This window comes from uncultured Actinomyces sp. (genome assembly GCF_963542285.1).
Taxonomy (GTDB): Bacteria; Actinomycetota; Actinomycetes; order Actinomycetales; family Actinomycetaceae; genus Pauljensenia.
Window position 1 is genome coordinate 26,193 of record NZ_CAUTWQ010000009.1, and the last position, 22,320, is coordinate 48,512.

16 protein-coding genes are annotated in these 22,320 nt (G+C 56.7%); 2 read left to right on the forward strand and 14 right to left on the reverse strand.

Going from position 1 to position 22,320, the window contains the following annotated elements; translation table 11 throughout:
- Positions 1 to 8: 8 nt before the first annotated feature.
- From RW023_RS05280 to RW023_RS05335, 12 genes are all read right to left on the reverse strand, one after another.
- Positions 9 to 1,493, reverse strand: coding sequence for an alpha-amylase (locus tag RW023_RS05280; protein ID WP_315580214.1), 1,485 nt, complete (start codon positions 1,491 to 1,493; stop codon positions 9 to 11).
- Between the two features lie 211 nt (positions 1,494 to 1,704).
- Positions 1,705 to 3,381: a phospho-sugar mutase gene (locus RW023_RS05285; protein ID WP_315580215.1), complete on the reverse strand. Its 1,677-nt coding sequence runs from the start codon at positions 3,379 to 3,381 to the stop codon at positions 1,705 to 1,707.
- A 13-nt stretch (positions 3,382 to 3,394) separates the two neighbouring features.
- The gene (gene deoC / locus RW023_RS05290) at positions 3,395 to 4,048 is read right to left on the reverse strand and encodes a deoxyribose-phosphate aldolase (RefSeq protein ID WP_315580216.1); all 654 of its coding nucleotides are present in this window, start codon (positions 4,046 to 4,048) and stop codon (positions 3,395 to 3,397) included.
- 19 nt (positions 4,049 to 4,067) lie between these two features.
- Positions 4,068 to 4,775, reverse strand: coding sequence for a purine-nucleoside phosphorylase (deoD, locus tag RW023_RS05295; RefSeq protein WP_315580217.1), 708 nt, complete (start codon positions 4,773 to 4,775; stop codon positions 4,068 to 4,070).
- A 77-nt stretch (positions 4,776 to 4,852) separates the two neighbouring features.
- On the reverse strand, positions 4,853 to 6,136 hold the full coding sequence (locus RW023_RS05300) for a thymidine phosphorylase (protein WP_315580218.1): 1,284 nt from the start codon (positions 6,134 to 6,136) through the stop codon (positions 4,853 to 4,855).
- A 78-nt stretch (positions 6,137 to 6,214) separates the two neighbouring features.
- Positions 6,215 to 6,631, reverse strand: a complete 417-nt coding sequence (locus tag RW023_RS05305) for a cytidine deaminase (RefSeq protein ID WP_315580219.1) — start codon at positions 6,629 to 6,631, stop codon at positions 6,215 to 6,217.
- A gap of 27 nt (positions 6,632 to 6,658) precedes the next feature.
- Positions 6,659 to 7,933: an ABC transporter permease gene (locus RW023_RS05310; RefSeq protein ID WP_315580220.1), complete on the reverse strand. Its 1,275-nt coding sequence runs from the start codon at positions 7,931 to 7,933 to the stop codon at positions 6,659 to 6,661.
- Complete coding sequence (locus RW023_RS05315; protein ID WP_315580221.1) at positions 7,930 to 9,192, reverse strand: ABC transporter permease; 1,263 nt, start codon at positions 9,190 to 9,192, stop codon at positions 7,930 to 7,932. Before RW023_RS05315 ends, RW023_RS05310 begins: the two co-directional genes overlap by 4 nt.
- Positions 9,192 to 10,754, reverse strand: coding sequence for an ABC transporter ATP-binding protein (locus tag RW023_RS05320; protein WP_315580222.1), 1,563 nt, complete (start codon positions 10,752 to 10,754; stop codon positions 9,192 to 9,194). Before RW023_RS05320 ends, RW023_RS05315 begins: the two co-directional genes overlap by 1 nt.
- A gap of 102 nt (positions 10,755 to 10,856) precedes the next feature.
- Positions 10,857 to 11,960 carry a BMP family ABC transporter substrate-binding protein gene (locus tag RW023_RS05325; RefSeq protein ID WP_315580223.1) on the reverse strand — a complete coding sequence of 368 codons (1,104 nt, stop codon included), beginning with the start codon at positions 11,958 to 11,960 and terminating at the stop codon, positions 10,857 to 10,859.
- Positions 11,961 to 12,383: 423 nt separating this feature from the next.
- Complete coding sequence (locus RW023_RS05330) at positions 12,384 to 14,684, reverse strand: bifunctional UDP-sugar hydrolase/5'-nucleotidase (protein ID WP_315580224.1); 2,301 nt, start codon at positions 14,682 to 14,684, stop codon at positions 12,384 to 12,386.
- Positions 14,685 to 14,717: 33 nt separating this feature from the next.
- On the reverse strand, positions 14,718 to 17,033 hold the full coding sequence (locus tag RW023_RS05335; protein ID WP_315580225.1) for an ExeM/NucH family extracellular endonuclease: 2,316 nt from the start codon (positions 17,031 to 17,033) through the stop codon (positions 14,718 to 14,720).
- A 259-nt stretch (positions 17,034 to 17,292) separates the two neighbouring features.
- Between RW023_RS05335 and RW023_RS05340 the strand changes: the two genes are divergently transcribed.
- Together RW023_RS05340 and RW023_RS05345 are read left to right on the forward strand one after the other, a co-directional pair.
- Positions 17,293 to 18,105: an ABC transporter ATP-binding protein gene (locus tag RW023_RS05340; RefSeq protein ID WP_315580226.1), complete on the forward strand. Its 813-nt coding sequence runs from the start codon at positions 17,293 to 17,295 to the stop codon at positions 18,103 to 18,105.
- Positions 18,090 to 19,793, forward strand: coding sequence for a hypothetical protein (locus RW023_RS05345; RefSeq protein ID WP_315580227.1), 1,704 nt, complete (start codon positions 18,090 to 18,092; stop codon positions 19,791 to 19,793). The genes RW023_RS05340 and RW023_RS05345 overlap by 16 nt, the downstream gene beginning before the upstream one ends.
- A gap of 70 nt (positions 19,794 to 19,863) precedes the next feature.
- Here the strand turns inward: RW023_RS05345 and RW023_RS05350 are convergent, their stop codons facing one another.
- Both RW023_RS05350 and RW023_RS05355 read right to left on the reverse strand, forming a co-directional pair.
- On the reverse strand, positions 19,864 to 20,142 hold the full coding sequence (locus tag RW023_RS05350) for a DUF1540 domain-containing protein (RefSeq protein ID WP_315580228.1): 279 nt from the start codon (positions 20,140 to 20,142) through the stop codon (positions 19,864 to 19,866).
- Between the two features lie 256 nt (positions 20,143 to 20,398).
- Complete coding sequence (locus RW023_RS05355) at positions 20,399 to 22,318, reverse strand: ABC-F family ATP-binding cassette domain-containing protein (protein WP_315580229.1); 1,920 nt, start codon at positions 22,316 to 22,318, stop codon at positions 20,399 to 20,401.
- Positions 22,319 to 22,320 lie beyond the last annotated feature (2 nt).

Consider the following 22,320-nt stretch of genomic DNA (forward strand, 5'->3'; position numbering starts at 1 on the left):
TTCTCCCGCTACAGACGCGCGGCCTCGGGAAAATAAACGGAAAGGCCACCGTCGGAAACCGGGAAAGTTGCCCACCCATCTTCTTCGATAACGACGGCCGGGTGCTCGCCAATAGCGCACACCCAGGTCTCACCCGCGCGCCAGTTCCCGAGGAATAAGCGCTTCTCAGCAGCAAGGCGGTCTGAAAGGATGACGGCGCAGCCAGTCGACGGGTCTCCTTCGATTCCCTGACGAGAAAAACCCACAACATCGGGATCATCAAATGCATCGAACTGCGGGCCTTGGGCAGCAGCCTTCCGTACACGCATGAGGAAGGGTAATTCACTCACAGCGGGTAGAGAGTCGCCGTTGCCCAGAAGATCTCCCCAAAAAACGCAGGGCACTCCACTATCACGCAGCAGGATCAAGGCGTAGGCAGAGAGCTTGAACCAGGGCGCAACGGTAGACTCTAGCGACTGTCCCGGTTGTGTGTCGTGGTTTTCCACGAAAGTGACGGCCGCTTCTGGACGAGTCCCAACCAGGGTATTGGCAAAAAGCTGTGAAAGATCAAAATTCCCATCCGAGACAGAAGCCTCGTGGAAGCGAAAATGCAATGGGACGTCAAAGAGCGCAACGTTGGGGACTCGGTCAAGGTACGAGCACAGCTGCCCCACGTCGTAGCTCCAATACTCCCCTACAGCGGGAAGAAGTTTGCCGGTCGCTTCACGTAAATTTGGCAGCCAGCGCGCAAAGAAATCTGAACCGATGTGTTTAACAGCATCCAAGCGCAGGGCGTCGACACCCGTAGTTTCGATGTACCAGCGGCCCCAACGATCTAATTCCTCATTAACCTGCGGTGAAGAGACATCAACATCGCAGCCCATGAGGTAGTCGTAGTTGCCCAGCTCCTCACCGGCAGTCGGGTCCCATTCTTTACCATCAAAAAGCCAGACAGCGTTACTCTTCGTGTTTTCGTCCCAATCGATACCGTTGAAACACCGCCAATCCCATTGGAAATCGGAGTAGGCTCCAGCCCGGCCTGGAAAAGTAAAACGAGTCCATGCGCGGATCGTCTCTTCATCGGAGATCACCTGCATTCGGTTTCCCGGATCAACCCTGCGCGCTCGAACTTCCTCAGTCTCATCACCGCCCAGGCGATGGTTAAAGACAATATCGGCACCCACGTGGATACCCGCTGCGTGAAGGGCATCGATGGCGCTCAGATACTCTTCCTTTGTCCCGTACTTTGTGGCGATGCTTCCCTTTTGGTCGAACTCGCCCAGGTCATACATGTCGTAGACGCCGTAGCCGACATCTTCGCGTCCCTTATAGCCCTTATAGGCGGGCGGAAGCCAGACACCTTCAATTCCCAGATCCGCAAGGTCCTGTGCTGTGGCGGCAATGCTTCTCCACAGGCTTTGATCAGCAGGGAGATCCCACGCGAAGGCTTGCAAAAGCAAATGATCGTGAAAATCTTGAGGCTGTGTATCTGATGCGGTGTGTTCTTCGCTCACACCTTTATCCTGCCAGCCTCTCTTGTGTGCCGCGAGTCAACCACGCACAAGTGGAACTAGAACGATCGATAACGGAACAGCAAATCCACGACAACAGCATCGCAAGGAAGCGAATAAGACTGGTGGGTGCCACCCGTAGGCGACACCCACCAGAAGTTCCAGGCCGCGACTACTGTATGCATTCCACAGCAAGCGAGGCTTCGGGAATCACTCAGATCCCAATCGCCGCACCGAATTCGGACTTAATCGTCTCCAAGCGCTCGCGAGCCTGCGCCCAGGGAACTTCTGCTCCCTCTTCGACGGGGATTACCACTTCGAGATAGCACTTGAGCTTGGGTTCTGTGCCCGAAGGACGGGCAATCACGCGGTCGCCGGCAGTAGTGGTGACCATGAGCGCATCCGTCCCCGGAAGGCCATCCCACCCCTTCGACAGGTCCACGACGCCTTCAACCTCAGAACCGGCAAGGGTTGTCGGGGGCTGAGAACGCAGGCGCTGCATGCCCTCTGCGATCAGCTCGAGGCGATCAACACGGAAGGTCAGCGGCGCGGTCACATGCAGGCCATAGAGCCTTGCCATGCGCTCGAGTTCATCCTTCGCCGTGCGTCCTTGGCTCTTGAGCATAGCGAACAAGGAAGCGGCAACAACCGAGGTGGCAATGCCGTCCTTATCGCGCACGCGCGAGGGATCGGGGCAAAAACCGATGGCTTCTTCATAGCCGAAGTAGAGCCCCGGAACGCGTGCGATCCACTTGAAACCGGTGAGCGTGTGCTGGTATTTCAGGCCGTGTCCCTGAGCAATCTTGCCCAGCAAACGCGAGGAAACGATCGAGTTTGCGAAGACCGCATCCTCGGGGGCGCTTCCTGCGAGGAACTCGCCCAGCAGCGAACCCGTTTCATCACCGGAAAGCTGACGCCAACCGGTCGACGAGGCTTCATCGGGAACCGCGAGCGCACAGCGGTCAGCATCTGGGTCAACCGCGATGATGAGGTCAGAACCACTTACGCGCGCATGTGCAATGGCCAGATCCAGAGCGCCGGGCTCCTCGGGGTTCGGGAAGGAGACGGTCGGGAAGTCGGGGTCCGGTTCCACTTGCTCTGCAACGAGGCTGACGTTGGTAAAGCCGGCCTCGTTGAGCACCTGCTGGGTCAGGGCTGCACCCACACCGTGCATAGCGGTCAAGGTGATGGCCAGATCTTCCTTGATTTCCGGGCTTCCCTGAGCCAGAGAAGAGGCACGAGCAATGTAGTCCTCGCGAGGATCCACATTGACGATCAGCTCATCGTTCTGGGCGATCTGATCAGCGAAAGGAGCCGAAGCAATCGCGGACGCAATCTCGGCATCGAAGGGAGAAACGATCTGGACGCCCTGACCGGCACCGGTCACGACGGTTCCGCCCAGGTAGACCTTGTAGCCGTTGTCACGAGGCGGGTTGTGCGATGCGGTGACCATGATGCCCGCGTCGGCATCCAGCTCGCGCACTGAGAATGCAGTGAGCGGGGTGGGGTTTTTCAGTGGAAGCAAGAGCACTTCGCATCCTGCTGCTGAGGCCACGCGCGCGGCTGCATTGGCGAAATCAACTGATCCGTAGCGGGCATCGCAGCCGATCACAACGCGCGGAGCGCGAGTTGCATGCTTGAGGAGAACCGCGCACAAGCCAGCGGTTGCACGGATGACAACCGCAAGATTCATTCGCGATTCGCCCGGGCCAATTTCACCGCGCAGGCCGGCAGTGCCGAACTGCAGGGGACCATTCATGGCACGCCCCAATTCGGCAAGTGCGCTCTCATCGCCTGCGCGCGCTGCCTCAACGGCAGAGGCAAGTTCAGCCGCGGTTGCCGGATCCGGATCGTGATCAACCCACTGTTGGGCACGTTCAATAAGGTTCATTTTTCCCCCTGAGTTAGTCTTCAAGACCAGCAAGAATTGCTGCGGTTGCAGAAACACCCAAACGGTTTGCTCCGGCATTGATCATGGCGACAGCGGTCTCTGCATTGCGGATACCGCCCGAGGCCTTCACTCCCACATTCTCACCCACGGTTTGACGCATCAGCTCAACGGCGTGAACCGAGGCACCACCCGCGGGGTGAAAACCGGTCGAGGTCTTGACGAAATCAGCACCGGCTGCGACCGCCGCGCGGCACACGGCAACGATTTCTTCATCGGTGAGCGCTGCGGATTCGATGATGACCTTCAAGATCTTGCCGGCAGGAATCTCAGCGCGAACTGCGCGGATCTCATCTTCGACCTGATCGAACTTGCCTTCTTTTGCCAGGGCAATATTGATGACCATATCGATCTCGTCGGCACCATCGGCAATAGCCTGCTTGGCTTCGTATGCCTTGACATTCGGCTTGACTGCCCCCGAAGGGAAGCCCACGACGCACGCCACTTTCAGTCCCTGAAGAACATCAAGGGGAAGCATGGAAGGAGACACGCACACCGAATATGTGCCAAAACGTGCACCTTCCTCAACGATCCGCGCGACGTCTTGGTGTGTTGCCTCGGGCTTGAGGATCGTGTGATCAATGATCCGCGCAACGTCAGTTTTCTTCATATTTATTCCTTGTCTTTCCTCAGATCTGGGCCAGAGGAAGCGCGATCTCCATCATCTGAGTGAAAGCGGTCTGACGTTCTTCCGCGGTGGTTTCCTCACCGGTCACCAGCGAATCAGAGACGGTAAAGATACCCAGAGCCTCAACCCCGGCATCGGCAGCGGTCGCGTACAGGCCAGCAGTTTCCATTTCAATGGCCATGATGCCCATCTTCTGCCAACGATCGTTAAAGGTCGGATCAGCATTGTAGAAAGTGTCCGAGGAGAGGACGTTACCCACGTGGGTGGTCACTCCCTTTTCCTTTGCATTCTCGCGCACTGCCTCGATCAGGCGGTAGGAACCGATGGGGGCATAGGTTCCCGGGATGTTGTACTGATCGATGAAGTTCGAGTTCGTGCACGCTCCCTGAGCGATGACGACATCGTAAAGGTTGATTCCCGGCTGCAGTGCGCCACACGTACCCACACGGATGAGCTTTGTACAACCAAAGACGTGAATCAGTTCCCACGCATACAGCGAGATCGAAGGAATACCCATACCCGAGCCCATCACGGATACCGGGGTGCCCTGGTAGGTACCTGTGAAGCCCAGCATGTTACGCACCGCGTTAAATTGCTGCGCATCTTCAAGGTAGGTTTCGGCAATGAACTTGGCGCGAAGCGGATCTCCGGGCAGCAAGATGGTCGGCGCAATTGGGGCCGTCGGGTTGATATGCGGTGTCGATTTCATGGTTGTCCACTCCAATGCGGTTGGTGTTCTGTCAGTTGCTCGTTGCCTCACAGAGGCAGTTCTAGTTGTCTGTCTTCTTAGCCCACGCGGTCCAAAATAATGTTGCGAGCAGACGGAGCAGTATCGCTGATAGCCACTCCCCCGTCCAGCGCTTCAAGAGCGCGGGGAATGCGCCATTCATCGTCGGTGTGCAAGGTGAAAAGCGGCTGGCCTGCCCTGACCTGATCACCGGGCTTGGCGTGGATTTCGATACCCGCACCAGCCTGTACCGGATCGTCCTTGACTGCTCGTCCGGCACCTAGCCTCCACGAGGCCACGCCCACACTGAGCGCATCCATTTCGGAAATGAAGCCATCGGCCTCGGCAGTGACAGTGTGGGTCAGCGTTGAGGTCGGCAGCGTGGCATCGGGGTCTCCGCCCTGCTCGCGGATCATTGCGCGCCAGGTATCCATCGCACGGCCGTCCTTAAGCGCGGCCTCAACGTCGACGTCGCTCTTACCGGCCATAGAAAGCATGGTGCGGGCAAGTTCAACGGTCAATTCGACGACGTCCGCGGGACCGCCACCGGCCAAAACCTCAACGGATTCTTCGACCTCGAGCGCATTACCGACCTTGAGTCCCAGTGGGGTCGACATATCGGTGAGTAGCGCCTGGGTTTTCACACCGGCATCGCGGCCTAGGTCCACCATGGTGCGCGCCAGTTCGCGAGCGTTATCAATGTCCTTCATGAAAGCGCCGCTGCCAACCTTGACGTCCAGAACCAAGGAATCAGTTCCCTCGGCGATTTTCTTCGACATGATCGAAGAAGCAATGAGGGGAATGCAATCCACAGTCGAAGTGATGTCACGCAGCGCGTAGAGCTTCTTATCTGCCGGAGCCAGGCCCGCTCCAGCCGCGCAAATAACAGCGCCGCAGCCTTCGCCCAACTGATGGTAGATCTCTTCGTTGGACAAAGATGCACGCCAGCCGGGGATGGCCTCGAGCTTGTCCAAGGTTCCGCCCGTGTGACCGAGGCCTCGGCCGGAAAGCTGCGGGACTGCGACTCCGAAGACCGCAACAAGCGGGGCAAGTGGAAGGGTGATCTTATCGCCCACGCCACCGGTTGAGTGCTTATCAGCGGTTACGCGGGAAATACGTGCAAAATCCATACGCTCGCCGGAATCAATCATGGCCTGAGTCCACGTCACGATTTCTTCACGGTCCATTCCGCGCAGGAACACAGCCATGGCTAGGGCAGCCATTTGCTCGTCTTTCATCACCCCGCGCGTGTAGGCATCAATGGTCCATTGAATCTCTTCAGTGGACAGTTTCCCGCCATCACGCTTCACGCGAATGACGTCGACGGCATCAAACTGTTTCATGATGTCCTTCCTGGGTGTTGTTTTCAGAGAATGTCTGGCGGGCGCACACCATCAGTTAACGCGCGCCCGCCATAGTCATTAGTCTTCGTTAAATCGTGCTGAAGGCACTTCGGTCAGGTCGTGGGGGCCAAAAGCTCCCGGTAACACCTGCTTCATGGTCATGACACCCTCTGGCATCAAAACCAAGCAGTCATTACCACCGTGCTCAAAAATGAGCTGACGGCAACGACCACAGGGAGCAACCGGCTCACAATTCCCGTTCACCGCAACGACCGCCGCGAGACGACCGCCGCCGGAGCGCACCATCTGCGAAACCATTCCGCATTCAGCGCACAGTGTGACACCGTAACCGGCGTTCTCTACGTTGCAGCCCGAATAGGTCTGCCCGTCTGTCGTCAGTCCAGCTGCGCCAACGGGAAATCCGCTGTACGGGCAGTAGGCCTGTTCCATCGCCGAAATTGCAAGATCCTTGAGTTCTTCCCAGTTGATGTCCATGAGACGTTCCTTCTACCTAGCCGTCGATCACTTCGTGTAAGGAACGTTTTCGGCTGCCGGCGGACGCGACTTTCCAACGAATCCAGCGACCGCAATGATGGTCACGATGTAAGGAATCATCGAAATTAAATCCGAAGGAATGGACTGCTCAAGGTTGGGCAGCAGGCGCGCGAGGGCCTGAGCGAAACCGAACATGAGTGCTGCACCCATAGCACCGATCGGGTGCCATTTACCCAAAATCATTGCGGCAAGGGCGATGTAGCCGTTACCTGCGGAGATATTGTCGGTAAAGGACAGGTTCGAACCGATGGTGAAGAATGCACCGCCCAATCCCGCAAAACCGGAAGCAAGGATGGCATTGAGGGTTCGCGTGCGATTGACGTTAATGCCGACGGTATCGGCTGCTCGCGGGTGCTCACCACAGGCGCGAAGGCGCAGGCCCCAGCGCGAGCGGTAAAGGTAAACCGCCAAGAAAATCACCGTGGCGTACATCAGGTACACCAAGATATTGTGGTTGAAGAGCACGGGGCCAAGAATTGGGATCTCACCTAGGAGCGGGATTTTGATGTCTGGGAGCGAGAACCTGTTGGTGTTGAACAGCTCGGCCTTCTTCGTCATCCACGTTCCGTAGAAGAAAGTCGTCAGACCCGCTGCCAAGACGTTCAAGACCACACCGACGATGATCTGATCCACGCCATACTTGACCGAGAAGAGTGCCAAGAGGCAGCCAAGGAAGGCACCCGCGATCGGCGCTGCGATCAGGCCCGCCCATGAAGTCTGGAAGTACGAGGCAGCCATGACGCCTGCGAAAGCTCCCAAGAGCAGGTCACCTTCAATGGCGATATTGACAACGCCAACACGTTCCGAAACAACGCCCGAAAGTGAACCGAAGATCAGAGGCGTTGAAATTGCAACGGTCGAATACAGTGTCGAGGTCAGTGTCACGACACCGCTCGAACCCGAACCTGCATAGATCAGGAATCCGAAGACCGTTGCAATCCCGGCGATAATCATCATGGTGACATCAAGCCAACGCGGATTCTGACGGCGTGCCCATACCGAGTAGATCGACCACATGGCCACCACAAGAGTCAACGCTGTCAGCACCAGAAGGATAGGACGTCCGGGGGTGACAATATCGTCAATATTGAGCCTCTGGGACTTGTCATTGAGGCGGATGGTGACGTCGCCGCTGACCTTGACAACGAAAAGAATCTGCAGAAGGGCTGCCAGAACGTAGACAACTGGCATCTTCCATGAACGCTTGAGTTGAACGTCATTCATTGTTTGCGTCTGGCTCATCGTGCCTCTCCTTCCGAATCGGTGGAGGCGCCATCGACGACGGCATCGCCGCCTTCAGACGCTGCGTTTTCTTTCACTGCCGAGGCCGCGGCCGGGCTCTTCCCGTCCTCTTCAGTGTGATCATCGCTCAGTTCAGCGAGCTCAGCGCGCAAGCTCTTCTTGGTTTCCTTGGGCAGGTGGAAGAGCCAGCGAACAAGCATGGGGGCTGCAATGAGCAGGACGATCACTGACTGGAGAATCAGGATCATATCGATCGGGACGCCCTTGGCCTGCATGGTGTAGCCACCTGCTTTAAACGCGCCGAAAAGAATGCCTGCGCCCAGAGTGCCCAGGGGCTTGTTCCGACCCAAAAGAGCAACCGTGATAGCGTCAAAGCCGATGGTGCCAGTGATATCGCGCGAGACATAACCAACCGTACCCAAGGCCTCGTTTGCGCCAGCAAGACCAAGGAAGGCACCTGAGAGGGCCATGGTGATTGCGGTAATCTTCCCAACCGAAATTCCGGCGGTACGGGCGGCCTCGGGATTGGCACCAACAGCTCGGATTTCAAAGCCCAAGGTCGAACGCTCAATGATCCACCAGAAAATGATGACCGCAAGGAGCGCGACGAAAACACCCATGTGAATCTTGAAGGGCGCATCGAGAATGCGAGCGAAAGCGGCTGAGTCCGCAACCTTCGGAGTTTGAGGTTGATTAGAACCCGGGACCTGCCACGATGGCTCCGAAAGGATATAGCCCAGCGCCAGGGCGGCGATCGAGTTCAACATGATGGTAACGATGACTTCGTTAGCGCCGGTCTTTGCTTTGAGTACGCCGGCGATTCCGGCGTAAAGAGCACCGGCGACCATCGCTGCAAGAAGAGCGACAAGGGTGTGAATAACGGGAGGCAAGTCCATTGCGAAGCCAACCCACACAGCGGCAAGAGCACCGAAAATAATCTGACCTTTTCCGCCGATGTTGAACAACCCTGCGCGGAAACCCAGAGCCAGACCCAAACCGCCCAGCACCAGGGGGATTGAGAAGAACAGGGAATCTGTCAGCGGCTTGATCTGACGTTGGAAGCTGCGTGCGCTGGGGTCAAAGATTGCCCCGCGGAACATCGCGTAATAGGCATCGAGTACCGATGCTCCGGTCATCGCGATCAAAATCGCACCTAGGGCAAAGGCAATGAGAACCGCGAGGATGGAAACGAACCACCGCGATCCCAAGATGTGACGACACACAACCAGTGCCTTCGAAGGACGCTTTACCGCGGTCATCAGTTCTCCTCCTCATATGAATCCGAAACCTCGGCGTTTTCCTGCTCGCCCGCCACAGCCTCGTCACGGGGAACACCGGCCATCATCAAACCGAGCACATCACGCGGGGTATCTGCAGGAACGATACCCATCACGCGACCTCGATACATCACGACGATGCGATCGGCAAGCGAAATCACTTCATCCAATTCGGACGAAATCAACAGAACGGGAATGTTCTGGTCGCGAACCTCGACGATGCGCTTGTGAATGAACTCAATCGAACCCACGTCCACGCCACGAGTTGGCTGGCTCGCAACAAGCAGGTTGAGGTCCTTCGACATTTCGCGCGCGACAACGACCTTTTGCTGGTTTCCACCCGAAAGCGAAGAAATCGGATCGCTGATCGACGTCAGGCGAATGTCAAATTCTTTCTCTTTAGCCCGCGCATTTTGAGCGATGATTCCGAGCTTGAGCATTGGACCAGCCGCAAAACGCGAGTCCTTGTACTGGTCCAGGACCAGGTTTTCAGCGATCGAGAAAGAGGAAATAATGCCATCGGTTGAACGGTCCTCGGGAATGAAGCCGATTCCCGCGTCCAAAGACTTGCGGGGGTTGGCGTGTGTAATGTCAATTCCTTCGAGGAAGATTTCACCGGAATTCGGGGTGGCTAGGCCCAAAATGGTCTGTGCAAGTTCGGTCTGACCGTTACCTTGAACACCAGCAACCGCAACAATTTCACCGCGTTCGACTGTGAAAGATACGTGGTCGAGGAGGGGCAGACCCGTAGGAGAAAGCATGGAGATCTCTTTGAACTCCAATCCCCCACCGCTTGGATGTGCATCAGATTTGTCAACGCGCATCATGACCGAGCGGCCAACCATTTTATTGGCAAGCTCGGATTCGGAGTCCTGCGGAGATGCTTCACCGACGACGGCTCCGCGTCGAATGACGGTGATTTCATCTGCGACGGCGCGAACCTCGCGCAGTTTGTGGGTAATGAAGACGATGGATGTTCCTGCATCGGCAAGTTGACGCATGATCGTCATGAGTTCGTCGGTTTCCTGGGGAGTCAAAACTGCCGTTGGCTCATCAAGAATAAGTACCTTCGCTTGACGCGAGAGGGCCTTAACGATTTCGACTCGCTGCTGGGCACCAACAGAAAGGTCTTCGATAAGGGCATCGGGATCAAGATCGAAACCAAAGCGCGCAGAGACTTCTTCAACAGTGCGTCGTGCCTGTGCAAGATCAATCAACCCACTTGCTTTTGTCGGTTCAAAACCCAGAGCGATCGATTCTGCGACGGTAAAGACCGGGATTAGCATGAAGTGCTGGTGCACCATTCCAATCCCCGCGGCGACCGCATCACCGGGGCCGTTAAAGTGGACCGGCTTCCCATCGATGAGGATTTCTCCTTCATCGGGCTGATGCATCCCGTAGAGGACATTCATCAGCGTTGATTTACCGGCTCCGTTTTCACCAAGAAGCGCGTGAATATGCCCTTCTTCGATGGTGAGGTTGATGTCATTATTTGCGACCAGAGGACCGAAACGTTTGGTGATCCCCTTGAGTTCCAACTTCACTGTAACTCCGCCCTTCTGCGCGGTTGAGTTTCGGTTTCAGGATAGCTGATACAGCGAAGGCGCGGTGGAGAGACCACCGCGCCTTCACTTAGTTTTCACGAATCACTTCGGGGAGTTCGCGGACTCAACCTTCAGTTCGCCCGTCTTGATCTGTTCGGTGAGCTTGGTGAGCTCATCCTTCAGATCCTGAGGAACCTTGGAATCGAATTCGTGGAAGGGAGCGATTGAGACACCACCGTTTTCCAGAGTGCCCACGTAAGGAGTTGCGCTGAACTTACCATTCACGGAATCCGTGATGGCCTGCTCAACCGAAGCGCCGATTTCCTTCATGACCGAGGTCAGAATGATGGACTTGTAGTCGGGGGCAGATTCGTACCAGTCGGAGTCAACACCCACAATGTAGGTCTTGCCATCGGCCTTTGCAGCAGCAGCTGCACCCAGGCCCACGGGGCCGGCGACGGGCATGATGATGTCAGCGCCCTGATCGATGAACTGCTGAGCCTGCTGCTTGCCCAGTGCCTGGTCATCGAAGGACTGGGTGAAGGAGCCGTTCTGAGCTGCCTTGTCCCAGCCGAGAAGCTGGACATTGGTGCCCTTGGCCTTGTTGTAGGCGGCAACGCCATCGGCAAAACCATCCATGAAGACGGTAACCGAAGGGATCTGGATACCACCAAAGGTGGCAACCTTGCCGGTCTTAGTCATGCCCGCTGCGGCGTAACCAGCCAGGTAAGCAGCTTCAGCGGTGTTGAAGAGCAGAGGACGTGCATTCTCAACGGTGACGGTGTTGTTGGACGCATCCGTGAAGGAGGAGTCAACCAGTGCGTAGTGGACATCCTTGTTCTCATTTGCAGAGGCGTGGAGCGCGTTCTCCAGGTTGAAGCCAACGCCGATGATCAGGTTGCAGCCGTCGGAAACCATGGATTCGGTGTTGGGCACGAAGTCCGACGAAGAGGAGGACTCTGCCGTATTGATCTGGATGCCCAGCTTCGACTGTGCGGCCTTCAGGCCGTTGTATGCGGATTCGTTGAAGGACTTGTCGTCCCAACCGCCAGCATCAGAAACGGCGCAAGCCTTGAAGCTTGCGCCATTGGAAGATGCGCCCGAGGTCGAGCCGGAATCCGAAGATGTCTTCGAACCGGACGAGCACGCGGTCAGTGCGAGCGTAGCAACGCCAGCGACTGCAACGATTCTTGTGAGGGTCTTCATGCCGTTATTCCTCCAAGTAGAGTGTGTTGATACACAGTAGGTTGGTTGCGACAGCGCGAATCAACCGCTTGGAAGACACGCGCACCACCGCTTGCGAGAACGCATAAGTGTGCTGCGTTGACGCCCACTAATGAGTTTCACCCGTCACAATTAGGCGTGTCAAGGCGGATTGGATACAGCTCGATAACGAATCTATAAAACTCATCTTTTCCGCATAAATGCACTAATTATTCATTTCCGAATTACGGTTGCCCTCTCAACATATGGGCACACTTGCACAAAAGCCCCAAAGCCTTGAAGACAAGCGTTATCAAATTGACACAGCTGACAAACGCAGTGGGCGGCACAGCTATACGGCCGTGCCACCCACGTGCGAATTCAGTGCTCAATCAGATTGAGATCCTCATGAGTACAGCATCCGTTTCAGTTCTTCTTGCGACGCAGAGCAACCCCTGCACCGCCCAGAGCAAGAGCGGCCAAGGCTGCAATTCCAGCTACAGAACCGGTCTTCGCCAGCTTTTTGCCCTTCGGAGCCTTCTGGTTCACCGCGGTGTTCGTCGATGCAGGCTGCTGAACGACTGGGCAAGCAACCGACACAGTCAAACCAGAGGCCTCGGGAACAACGGTTCCAAAGTCGGTCTCAACGGTGACGGGAAGGGAGAGCACTCCCCCTTCGGGCTTGGCAGCGCACACCGACATCGGCAGCGAGGCCTTCAGAGTTGCCTGACCTGCACCATCAGTCGTGATGATCGAGGCTTCGTCAGAGGCATGCAATTCACGCAGCGAGTTATCGACACTTGCGCTGGCGACAACCGATCCGAAGGAAACCTTGACATTCTGGGTCTTTCCAGGGCCCTCGGAGAAGGACAGCCCGCGCAAAGGTACCGTGAATTCCTGATCGGGAGTCACCGGATCACTCGGGAGTGTCACGCCGATTGCCTGCTTAAGGGTCGCGGCCTTAATGCCATTGTGTGCACCCAGATACTCGTTGAACTTATCACGGTCGAGGTTGCCCAAAACCGTCTTTGTCCCACGGGTCAGCGCCGGGAAGGTGTCTCCTCCCGCAAGGAGGAAGGTCACCGATCCAACCGTGTAATCCTTGTTCATATCAATGGGCGCACCATTGACGAGCAGCGAGGTAATACGTTCACCGTAAGGCTTAGAGGCATCGTAGGTGTACTGAACATTCTTCGACAGACCAAGCTTGAGCAGTGGGCGCGAGTTCTGCGAGTTCAGGTTCGTCTTCCACTGTTCTTCCAGAGCATCCTTCACATCGGAGCCCTTGATGGTTACGTATCCCAGCTCGTTCGAGAAGGGCATGACATCGTAGCTCTGCTTGTAAGTGATGGTGCCATCGCTACCGGGTTCAAGATCCGCACGTAAACCACCGGCGTTGATCATGCCGATATCGACGGGGTTGCCATCGGCTGTGCGGATCGTTTCGCGCATCGCGTCGGCCGCTAGGTTACCCAAGGTCGATTCGATGCCGCGGTTACCGCCCTTTTCGATGCTTCCATCGGGTGCCTCGAAGATACCGCGGTGGAAGCTCTCGGTGTAGCCACGTGCCACAACCTCAGCACCCGCGACTGCCGAGGCCTGCTGCGCACGGGTCACGACGGCCTTCGTCTCAGGGTCTTCACCGCACTCGTAGACGGTTGCAGCAGGGATCAGCTTGGTATCGGCCTTAACGACCTTTCCGGTCGCAGTGTCGTAGGAGATTTGGATCAGGCCTAGGTTATCCGTGTAGGAACCCGAGGCAACACCCGCGAGAAGCGGATTTGCAGAAGTGAGCGTAACCGGCGAATCGACATGGTCAAATTCGTAAGGCACGTGCGTGTCCCCACCCATGAGGCCGTCAACATCGGCGCTCATCTTCGGGTAGTTATTCTTCACGTCATCATCGAGCATGGCGATGACGATCTGCGCGGTTCCATCCTGCTTGAGCTGCTTTGCCAGCGTGTTGATCTTGGCGATCGGATCGTTGAAGGTCAGACCCGCAGTGGTTCCGGGGCTGAGCTTATAGGGCACATCCCCTGCAATTGCACCAATGAACGCGACCGTCACTCCTGAAGGAGAGGTCCACAGCTTGTACTCTCCCAAGTACGGAGTCCCCGAACCCCAGGTCCCCATTCCATCAACGTTTGCAGCCAGGTAGGGGAAGTTCGTCTGAACAAACTCAGAGGGGTTTGAGCCATCGACGCGCTGCTTGAAAACAGCCTGGCCCATATCCAACTCGTGGTTACCCATGGTCGAGGCCAGGGGATGCATCGTGTTGAGCGCCTCAATGGTCGGATTATCCTTCAACGCGCCCGAGGTGTAGGGAGAGGCGCCAATATTGTCGCCCAGCAAGGTGAAGCTTGAGTTCGGGTTCGTTGCGGTTGCTCGCTTGAGATAGCAATTCATCGCCGGAAGACCTGCTTCGCTGATCTTCTTGGTCTTGCGGTCCGTTTGCGACTCAATGTGTCCGTGTACATCGGTCAGGTTGTACAGGTCCAAGGTGACGATATCGGATGTTCCGCGCTCCGTTCCGGTAGCGGTGGCCGGGGCAGGAGTCGCTTCGCTTGCCGAGGCCTCGGCAGTGGGGGTAGCGGCAGGAGCCTCGGCGCTCGCTTCCGCGGTGGGGGTGGCGTCGCTGGCAGGCTCCGCGAGCGCAGTCAGCGGTGTTGCAAAGAGTGCGAGTGCCGCACCGGTTGCAATCGCCACTCGTCGTGAAGTGGTGAACATATTGTGTGTTCCTCTCGTGATGGTTGGTGAGGGTCAGAGGGTCCGGCGGCGCATGGTGCAGGCGACCACGCCCAACACCAGGGCTCCCAGGGCCAGTGGAATGGTTTCATTCACGCCGGTCGAGGCCAGCTTGGAGCGCTTCTGCTTGGCTTTTGTTGCCGAGGCAGACTGCTCGGAGGTACCTGCGGGGGCGCCGGGGTTAGCCGAGGCCTGAGTCGAAAGCTGGGCGGAGGGGCCGACCGGCGGCTGGGCGATCGGGGTGATGAGATTCAAACCGATGATTTCAGGATTGTGGTCCGAGGCGCGGTAGGGGTTATCGGCCTCGAAAGCCAGGTAGGCGTTGTAGTTGGCACGCGAGTATTCGAAGGCGATGCTTTCTTGCGCGTTCACCGCCCAGGACTTCACTTCGGTGATCAGCGGGTGTGCTGCAGAGTTGGCAAAGACGTGGTCCATCGATCCCGAGCGACCGCCATAGACGTAGGAGGAGTCGCCGTGACCCGACACGTGGGTCCATCCTGCATCGGTGAGAACCTTCAGCGGATCTTCCTTCGTGTAGGCGTTGAAGTCTCCCACAAGCAGTGTCGGGATTCCATTAAACCTCTGTGCGAAGGTGGCAAGCGCCCGGGCCTGCTTCACACGAACTCCATTGGAGTTACCCTGTCCATCGCCATTGTCAGTGTTTGCTGCTGCTTCTGCACCGGACAAGTTCTTGGGTGCAGATCCCTTGGACTTGAAGTGGTTGGCAATGACAACGAAGTTCTTGCCTTCGTGGTCTGCATCAGTAATCCGCTTGAATTCTTGGGCCAGGGGCTGACGCGCGAGGCCCGTGAAGGCCGGATCATCGTAAATGACGGAGTCTCCGACCGGGGTAATTGTTGCCTTCTTGTAGATGAAAGCGATACGGATGACGTCCTCGTTTGCGGGAATGGTCGAGGGGCTGGGGACATAGGCCCAGACCTCAGATCCCGCAGCGGCATTGAGCGCATTGACCAGACTCTTGAGCGCACCGTCACGGTCAGTGCTCACACCGGAGGCTACAGGGTTTTCGATTTCTTCCAATGCCACGACGTCAGCATCGATTGTGTTAATTGCCTGAACGATCTTGGTCTGTTGGTTCGCGAAAGCTTGCGCGGACCAGGCACCGCGGACCTTACAGTCCTTAGCGGTCACGTACTTGTGGTCGCGGTCCTCGTATCCCTTGCATCCGGCCTCGTTCTCGCCCAAGTTAGAGAAGTAGTTGAGAACGTTGAAGGTTGCAACCTTCGTATCCCCGCTCACTGTCGGAGCAGCTGGACGCTCCCCCGTGATGGTGATCGGAGAGCGATCAGGGTAACCAGCGGTCATCTGCGTGGGTTGGAAAACGAAGCTTCCAAAGCGTGATTCCAAGACAACGGGTTTAGTGAAGGTCACGTGGTAGCCCACGCGCGCAGGCGCTCCGTTGGCCAGGTAGGCGTAGCGTTCTTTGTGCCCGTTCTGCTTGAAATTCGTCAGGTCTGTGGTCGAGGCATCGTCCAGATCAATTGTTTTAGCGGCGTTTTCTGCCTCGTAGGCTTGAGCAGCGGCACCGGGGGCAACAACGTCGGTCGCTGTACGCAAAACCTCGGTTCCAGGGGTCAGCGAGAGCGTCCCGTAGCGGTTCGTCTTGTAGTTATCCGTAATTGTCCAGGTGTCCTTGGGCAGAACCAGCATGGATTCAAGCGCTTCCATCTGATCTTGCGTCGGCACACCGCTCAGTTCCGTGGGTTTAACGGGATCGCATCCGCTCACTGCTGTGATATTTTGCGGAACTAGTTGAGTCAAACTCTGGGTTGAGGCGGTTGCATTTTTCACGCCTGAATACTCAGCCACGTTGCCCTTGACGACAACGCAGTCTCCAATGGAAGGCATTGAGGCAGAGGATTTCCCCATAAAGACGAAGAGGCCATCGGAGGTGCTTCGCGCGGGATCCCAAGTTCCGCCTGTTCCGGGGGTTTGGATGGTGAACCCTTCAAGGCCTTTAAGGTTTGCGTTCTCTCCCTTGGGATAGGCCGCGGTCACAATGCCTTTGGTTTCAACGGTTTGATTAATCAGGTGAGAGTCATCTCCATCACCTGGGGTTTGGATATCGCCGATGCTCACCAGCGTTGGTGCCGCGCGATCCTCGCCCGGGGCTTGCGAGGCCTCGGCAGTGGGAACGGAAGCTGCCTCCTCTGGGGCTGTAGTTACAGCCGCGGGCGAGGGAGATTCCGTTTGTGCATCACTTCTAGCTGTTTCACCTCCTGCCGGCTCAGCGTAAGCCACAATGGGGATCCCCACGAGCGAGAGTGTCGCAAGAGTGGTCACCAGTGTCCGATTCTTCGCATGCAGCATGTGCATCTTCCTCTCAAGGCGAACGAATCCGAATACAGAAAACAGCGGGTATCGTCTGTGAGGACAGAGCAGGCACACTCCTGACCTGTTACCCCGATCACCCAAAAGGTTAGTCCCCCTCGGAAGGCATAAAGAACATTTTCACAAAATCTCAGTATCACTTTTGAGAATCCTCAGCTGTCCCCCAGATAAAGGGGAATAAGCGTCCATATTCTGCAGCTTTCTCCACAGCTGAGGAGATATTCACTACTGTGGGAACATGTCTATACCTACTCCTCCCCCGGCCCACCCTTCAACGACGCAAGCTCCTGTGGAAGCTCAGCCTCCCGCACTCGCAATTCGTGGCCTCGTTAAGATTTTCGGAAACTTGGTTGCCGTCGCAAACCTCACCCTCGATATCCCCAAGGGCTCCTTCTACGGCTTCGTCGGCCCCAACGGCGCGGGCAAGACCACCACTCTCAACATGGCAACCGGCCTGCTCACCCCCGATCAGGGAACCGCCTACGTCAATGGAATTGATGTATGGAAAGACGATCATGCGGCTCGCGCACAGCTCGGCGTCATGCCTGACGGCATGCGGTTACTTGACCGCCTCTCAGGCCCAGATTTCCTGGTGCATGTTGGAATGCTTCGCGGATTGGATCGAGAAACTGCCCGCCAGCGAGCTCACCAGCTTCTGGACACCCTGGACCTGACCGATGCTGGAAAGAAACTCATTTCGGACTACTCAGCTGGTATGACGAAGAAGATTTCCTTGGCGGCAGCACTCATTCACGCTCCTTCTCTCCTGGTTCTTGACGAACCCTTCGAGGCCGTTGACCCGGTTTCGGCGGCAAATATCCGCCAGATCTTGCAAGACTTCACTTCCCGCGGGGGAACGGTCATTCTTTCCAGTCACGTCATGGCAACAGTCCAACAGCTGTGCACGCACGTTGCGGTGATTAATCACGGACAAGTACTGGCCTCCGGCACGACCGAAGAGGTTGCAGCGGGAATGTCCCTTGACGAGCGTTTTGCCCAGCTGGTTGGCGGCGTTCACACCAGCGAAGGACTGTCATGGCTGGCCAACTGATTCGCATGAAACTGCGCATCATGTGGAATACGGTGCGCAGCCAGACAGCCGTTTTGATTTTCTCGATCATCGGCATTGTGTACGGTTTGGGTTTCACGGGCTTTGCCTACTTTGGTATTGCCAAGATTGCAACCATGGTGACTGAAGCTCCATGGGTCTTTGTCATGCTTCCCGGACCTGTGATTTTCGTGGGCTGGATCATCTGCCCAGTGATCATGGCATCGATGGATAATTCTCTTGAGCCGCGCCGACTTTCTCCCTTTGTCGCACCTACGCATCAGCTCGCGCGCGCACTTATAGCCGCTTCATGCGTGGGTATTGGCGCAATTTTCTCTGGACTCTTCATCATTCTTCCCGCCTGGTTTTATCTCTTCCGGGGGCTTTGGGCCATGGCTGCAGGCTCACTCATTGCCGGGGTGCTCACACTTGTGACCGCAATCGTCTGGGCAAAGGCAATCACCACTTGGGCGGGAAACCAGATTCAAAAAGATTCAAGGCGAAAGAACTTAGCGGGCTTCATCGGGACCATGGTGTTCATTTCTGTCTTTGCGCCGATGGGGATCTGGTTCCAACTCCTTGCCGAGCATTTCTCATATGATGCGGTGCTGGCTGCGCTTCCAGTCGTTTACACAACGCCTTTTGGTTCCTTCTTTGGAGTAGTCGCATCTGTGAGCGAGAGTGACTACCTGACGGCCGGGATCCGTTTCGCGATTGCTGCCTTTACTGCCGGCGCGGCTTGGTTCCTGTGGCTGAGGGTTCTGGAACCAGCGATGCATGGGGTTTCCCACCCAGTGTCTGCGCAAGCTCAGCAGGCAATCAAAGAGGGACGCTTTCACATTGATGAGGAGCGCGCATCCAAAGAACGTGAGCAGCAGCGCCAGGATTCACGTGCACTGGGACTCAAGTACGTACAGCGCTGGGAAGCACTTGGCCTCTCACCTCAAAGCGCTTCCATGGCAACGAAGACCGTTTACTACTGGCTTCATGATTCGCGCCTATCGACCTCTCTTGCGTCCAGCATTATCTTCCCCTTCATGGCAGTTCTCATGAGTTTCCTGATGGACAGTGAAAGCCGCAGCGAGGTGCCCTTCTCCTTCAATTTCTTCCTGTACATGGCTCCTTTGCTCATCGGGGCGACAATTGGGGCAAATATGCAATATGACTCCACTGCAGCGTGGGTTCCCATCGCTTCTGGAGTTCGTGGCGCTCAAGACCGCTTGGGACGCCTGCTTGGCTCCTTGGTGGTGATCACTCCGGTGATCCTCATCGCAGATAGCATTGCAAGCACTATTTTGGGTAATACTCTTGCCGACACTGCCTGGGTTTTGGGCCTGTGCGTGCTTCTTTTGGCTGCTTCTTCTTCAACGGCAATGATCATTGGAAGCCGCTGGGTCTATCAAGTCCAACAGCCGGGAGCTTCTCCCCTGAGTACTCGTGGGACTGGATCGGGCATGGTCGCGATGTGGGCGATCTCGGCTTCAACGCTCGGGGGACTTCTTGGTGCACTTCCAGGGTGGTTGGCTCTGTATTTCACCGCCGGCAACACGGTCGCATTTATTGGAGCCTTTGTATTCTCAGTTGCATGGAGCGCAGGCCTTATTGCGATTGCGGTCAAGTGGGGCGGAAAACTCTGGGACCGTTACAAGGTTGAGATGCTCAACAAGATGCAGTCCTGGCCTGGACGATAAGCGTTATTTTTAAACATAGGGGTGTGGTCCGCAGGAATTCCTGCGGGCCACACCCCTAATGACGCTATGTTCAGCGAGCCTGGTAGGTCAGGCAATCAGCACTGGTCGAGCCCACGCGAATCGCAGAGGCGGTGCACTCAAGATCGGTGTTGAAGGAGCAATCCGCCTTCTGGCAGGCGCCCACAACGGGGTTCTTGCGCCCAAGACCGCCACGAACAGACAGCGGGACAAAGGTGGAGCAGGTGCGTCCGTAGCCGATGGTGACGGCGCCGGCAGCGCAACCATTGTTGTTGTAGGAGCACTCGGAAACGGAGCAGTCCTGAACCAAGGGGAGGTCGACGGTCGTCATGATGTTCTCCTTGAAGAGTCGAAATAAAAAATGAAGACACTCCAAGAATGACGTAATTAAATTCAAAATCCACTACATCCTATTTTTCCGCGAAATACCGCCACTTTACGGCACATCAACACGCGAAATGCAGGAGTATTTACGAAACATTCCACCCTGCTATTGACCTAAGGCAAGCCTGCGCTGATCAAAGCGAATATCACCAAAGGACCCGCTATTTTCCCCCTCTGCGTATCCTTTGGATCAGCCTTATTGATCAGTCATCAAGCAGCTCGGCGTTTTCCAGCCAGGCTTCTTCCAGCTCCTCAATTTCGGCACGCAAATCCGCGGACTGCACAGAAAACGATGTCATCTCATTCAAAGCAGAAGGATCCGTTGCGACCTTTTCAGCCAGAAGGGCAAGCTCGGCCTCGACCTTTTCCAGACGCGTGCGCAGACTTTCAATCTTTCGTTCCAATCGCGCGGCTTCTTTCTTCGCCGCTCGCCTGGCCGCCGAATCCGTCATCCCCGTGTTCTTCGCACTGCCTGAGGATTCTGCACCAGATGCATGTCCAGATTGGCTAGGGCGCACCGAGCTTTCACCGCTAGTGGAAGCATCCGTGGCGAAAGCGGCGCCGGCCTCGCGAATGCGAAGGTACTCCTCTACCCCACCGGGAAGGGCACGCAAGCTTCCATCCCCCAGAAGCGCAACTTGGTGGTCAGTCACTCGTTCAAGCAGGTAGCGGTCGTGGCTGACGACAACCAAAGTCCCCGGGAAGGCATCCAGTAGGTCTTCCATTGCCGCCAAAGTATCCGTATCCAGGTCGTTCGTCGGCTCGTCAAGAAGAAGGACATTCGGTTCAGCCATGAGCAGGCGCATCAGCTGAAGGCGTCGTCGTTCACCACCGGAAATCTCTGAAATCCTGGTCCATGCACGCTCTCGAGTAAAGCCCATCCTCTCAGTCATTTGCGAAGAGGAGACTTCCTTGCCGTCAACGATCACGCTATGCGCAACCTGATCGACGGCCTCGACAACGCGCATATCTGAAAGATCATCAAGCTCGTGGGTGTCCTGCGAAAGCGTGGCCACCTGAACGGTCTTCCCACGCTTGACGCGCCCGCTGGTCGGTTCCAGATCGCCTCGAAGCAGATTGAGAATCGTCGTTTTCCCCGCGCCATTCACGCCAACCACGCCGACTCGTTCGCCAGGAGCGAGGCGCCACGTCACGTGGTCAAGAATGGTGCGTTGGCCGCCTTCTGGAGTTGGGAAGGTGACGGTAACGTCCTCTAGGTCCACTACGTCTTTCCCGAGGCGTGCGGTCGCCATTTTCACCAGCTCGACGCTGTCCCTAGGTGGGGGAACGTCAGCGATCAACGCTTCAGCGGCGGCGATATGGAACTTTGGCTTGGAAGTTCGCGCGGGGGCACCTCGGCGCAGCCAGGCCAATTCCTTTGTCAATAGGTTTGCGCGTTTCTTCGCAGCGACATCAGCTTGGCGAAGACGTTCCGCCCTGGCCAGAGTGTAGGCAGCGTAGGATCCATCGTAAATTTCAACGTGCCCAGGAATCTGGGGCCGAGAGCCGCCCGGATCGATCCCGGGAACGACTTCCCAAATCGTTTCGCACACGGCGTCCAAGAACCAGCGGTCGTGGGTGACCGCAATGAGTGCGCCGCTTGCACCCGGACGAGCAAAACGCGCATTCAGATGCTGAGCAAGCCAGGCGACGCCTTCCACATCCAGATGGTTCGTCGGCTCATCCAAGCAGACAACATCGGAAGGCAGCGCAAGAACTCGCGCCAGATCAACACGGCGACGTTGCCCACCAGAAAGGGTTCCGACCCGAGCGTGCAGGTCGATATCAGAAAGCAAACCGGCATGGATATCGCGAATTGCGGGCTGCGATGCCCATTCGTATTCTTCAAGTCCGGGGTGCACCGCGTCCATCACGCGCGCGTCATCGTCAAGATGATCACCCTGCTCAAGCATGACAATGCGCAGACCATCGCGGGTAATGATTCGACCGTCATCAGGCTGCTGTAGGCCGGCAACCAAACGCAGAAGCGTTGATTTTCCCGCTCCATTGGGACCAAGAATACCGATCCGAGAAGAGTCTTCGACGCTGATATCCACGTCCGCGAGTAATTGGCGCGAACCAGCAAGGGCTCCCAGTGACTGCGTCCCCAGTAAGTGGGCCACTC

Excerpts from the sequence above, each read along its gene's own strand:
- RW023_RS05305 (WP_315580219.1), bottom strand. The coding sequence starts at position 6,631 with ATGGACATCAACTGGGAAGAACTCAAGGATCTTGCAATTTCGGCGATG.
- RW023_RS05325 (WP_315580223.1), bottom strand. The coding sequence starts at position 11,960 with ATGAAGACCCTCACAAGAATCGTTGCAGTCGCTGGCGTTGCTACGCTC.
- RW023_RS05345 (WP_315580227.1), top strand. The coding sequence starts at position 18,090 with ATGGCTGGCCAACTGATTCGCATGAAACTGCGCATCATGTGGAATACG.
- RW023_RS05335 (WP_315580225.1), bottom strand. The coding sequence starts at position 17,033 with ATGCTGCATGCGAAGAATCGGACACTGGTGACCACTCTTGCGACACTC.
- RW023_RS05330 (WP_315580224.1), bottom strand. The coding sequence starts at position 14,684 with ATGTTCACCACTTCACGACGAGTGGCGATTGCAACCGGTGCGGCACTC.
- deoD (WP_315580217.1), bottom strand. The coding sequence starts at position 4,775 with ATGAAATCGACACCGCATATCAACCCGACGGCCCCAATTGCGCCGACC.
- RW023_RS05310 (WP_315580220.1), bottom strand. The coding sequence starts at position 7,933 with ATGAGCCAGACGCAAACAATGAATGACGTTCAACTCAAGCGTTCATGG.
- deoC (WP_315580216.1), bottom strand. The coding sequence starts at position 4,048 with ATGAAGAAAACTGACGTTGCGCGGATCATTGATCACACGATCCTCAAG.
- RW023_RS05315 (WP_315580221.1), bottom strand. The coding sequence starts at position 9,192 with ATGACCGCGGTAAAGCGTCCTTCGAAGGCACTGGTTGTGTGTCGTCAC.
- RW023_RS05340 (WP_315580226.1), top strand. The coding sequence starts at position 17,293 with ATGTCTATACCTACTCCTCCCCCGGCCCACCCTTCAACGACGCAAGCT.
- RW023_RS05285 (WP_315580215.1), bottom strand. The coding sequence starts at position 3,381 with ATGAACCTTATTGAACGTGCCCAACAGTGGGTTGATCACGATCCGGAT.
- RW023_RS05350 (WP_315580228.1), bottom strand. The coding sequence starts at position 20,142 with ATGACGACCGTCGACCTCCCCTTGGTTCAGGACTGCTCCGTTTCCGAG.
- RW023_RS05300 (WP_315580218.1), bottom strand. The coding sequence starts at position 6,136 with ATGAAACAGTTTGATGCCGTCGACGTCATTCGCGTGAAGCGTGATGGC.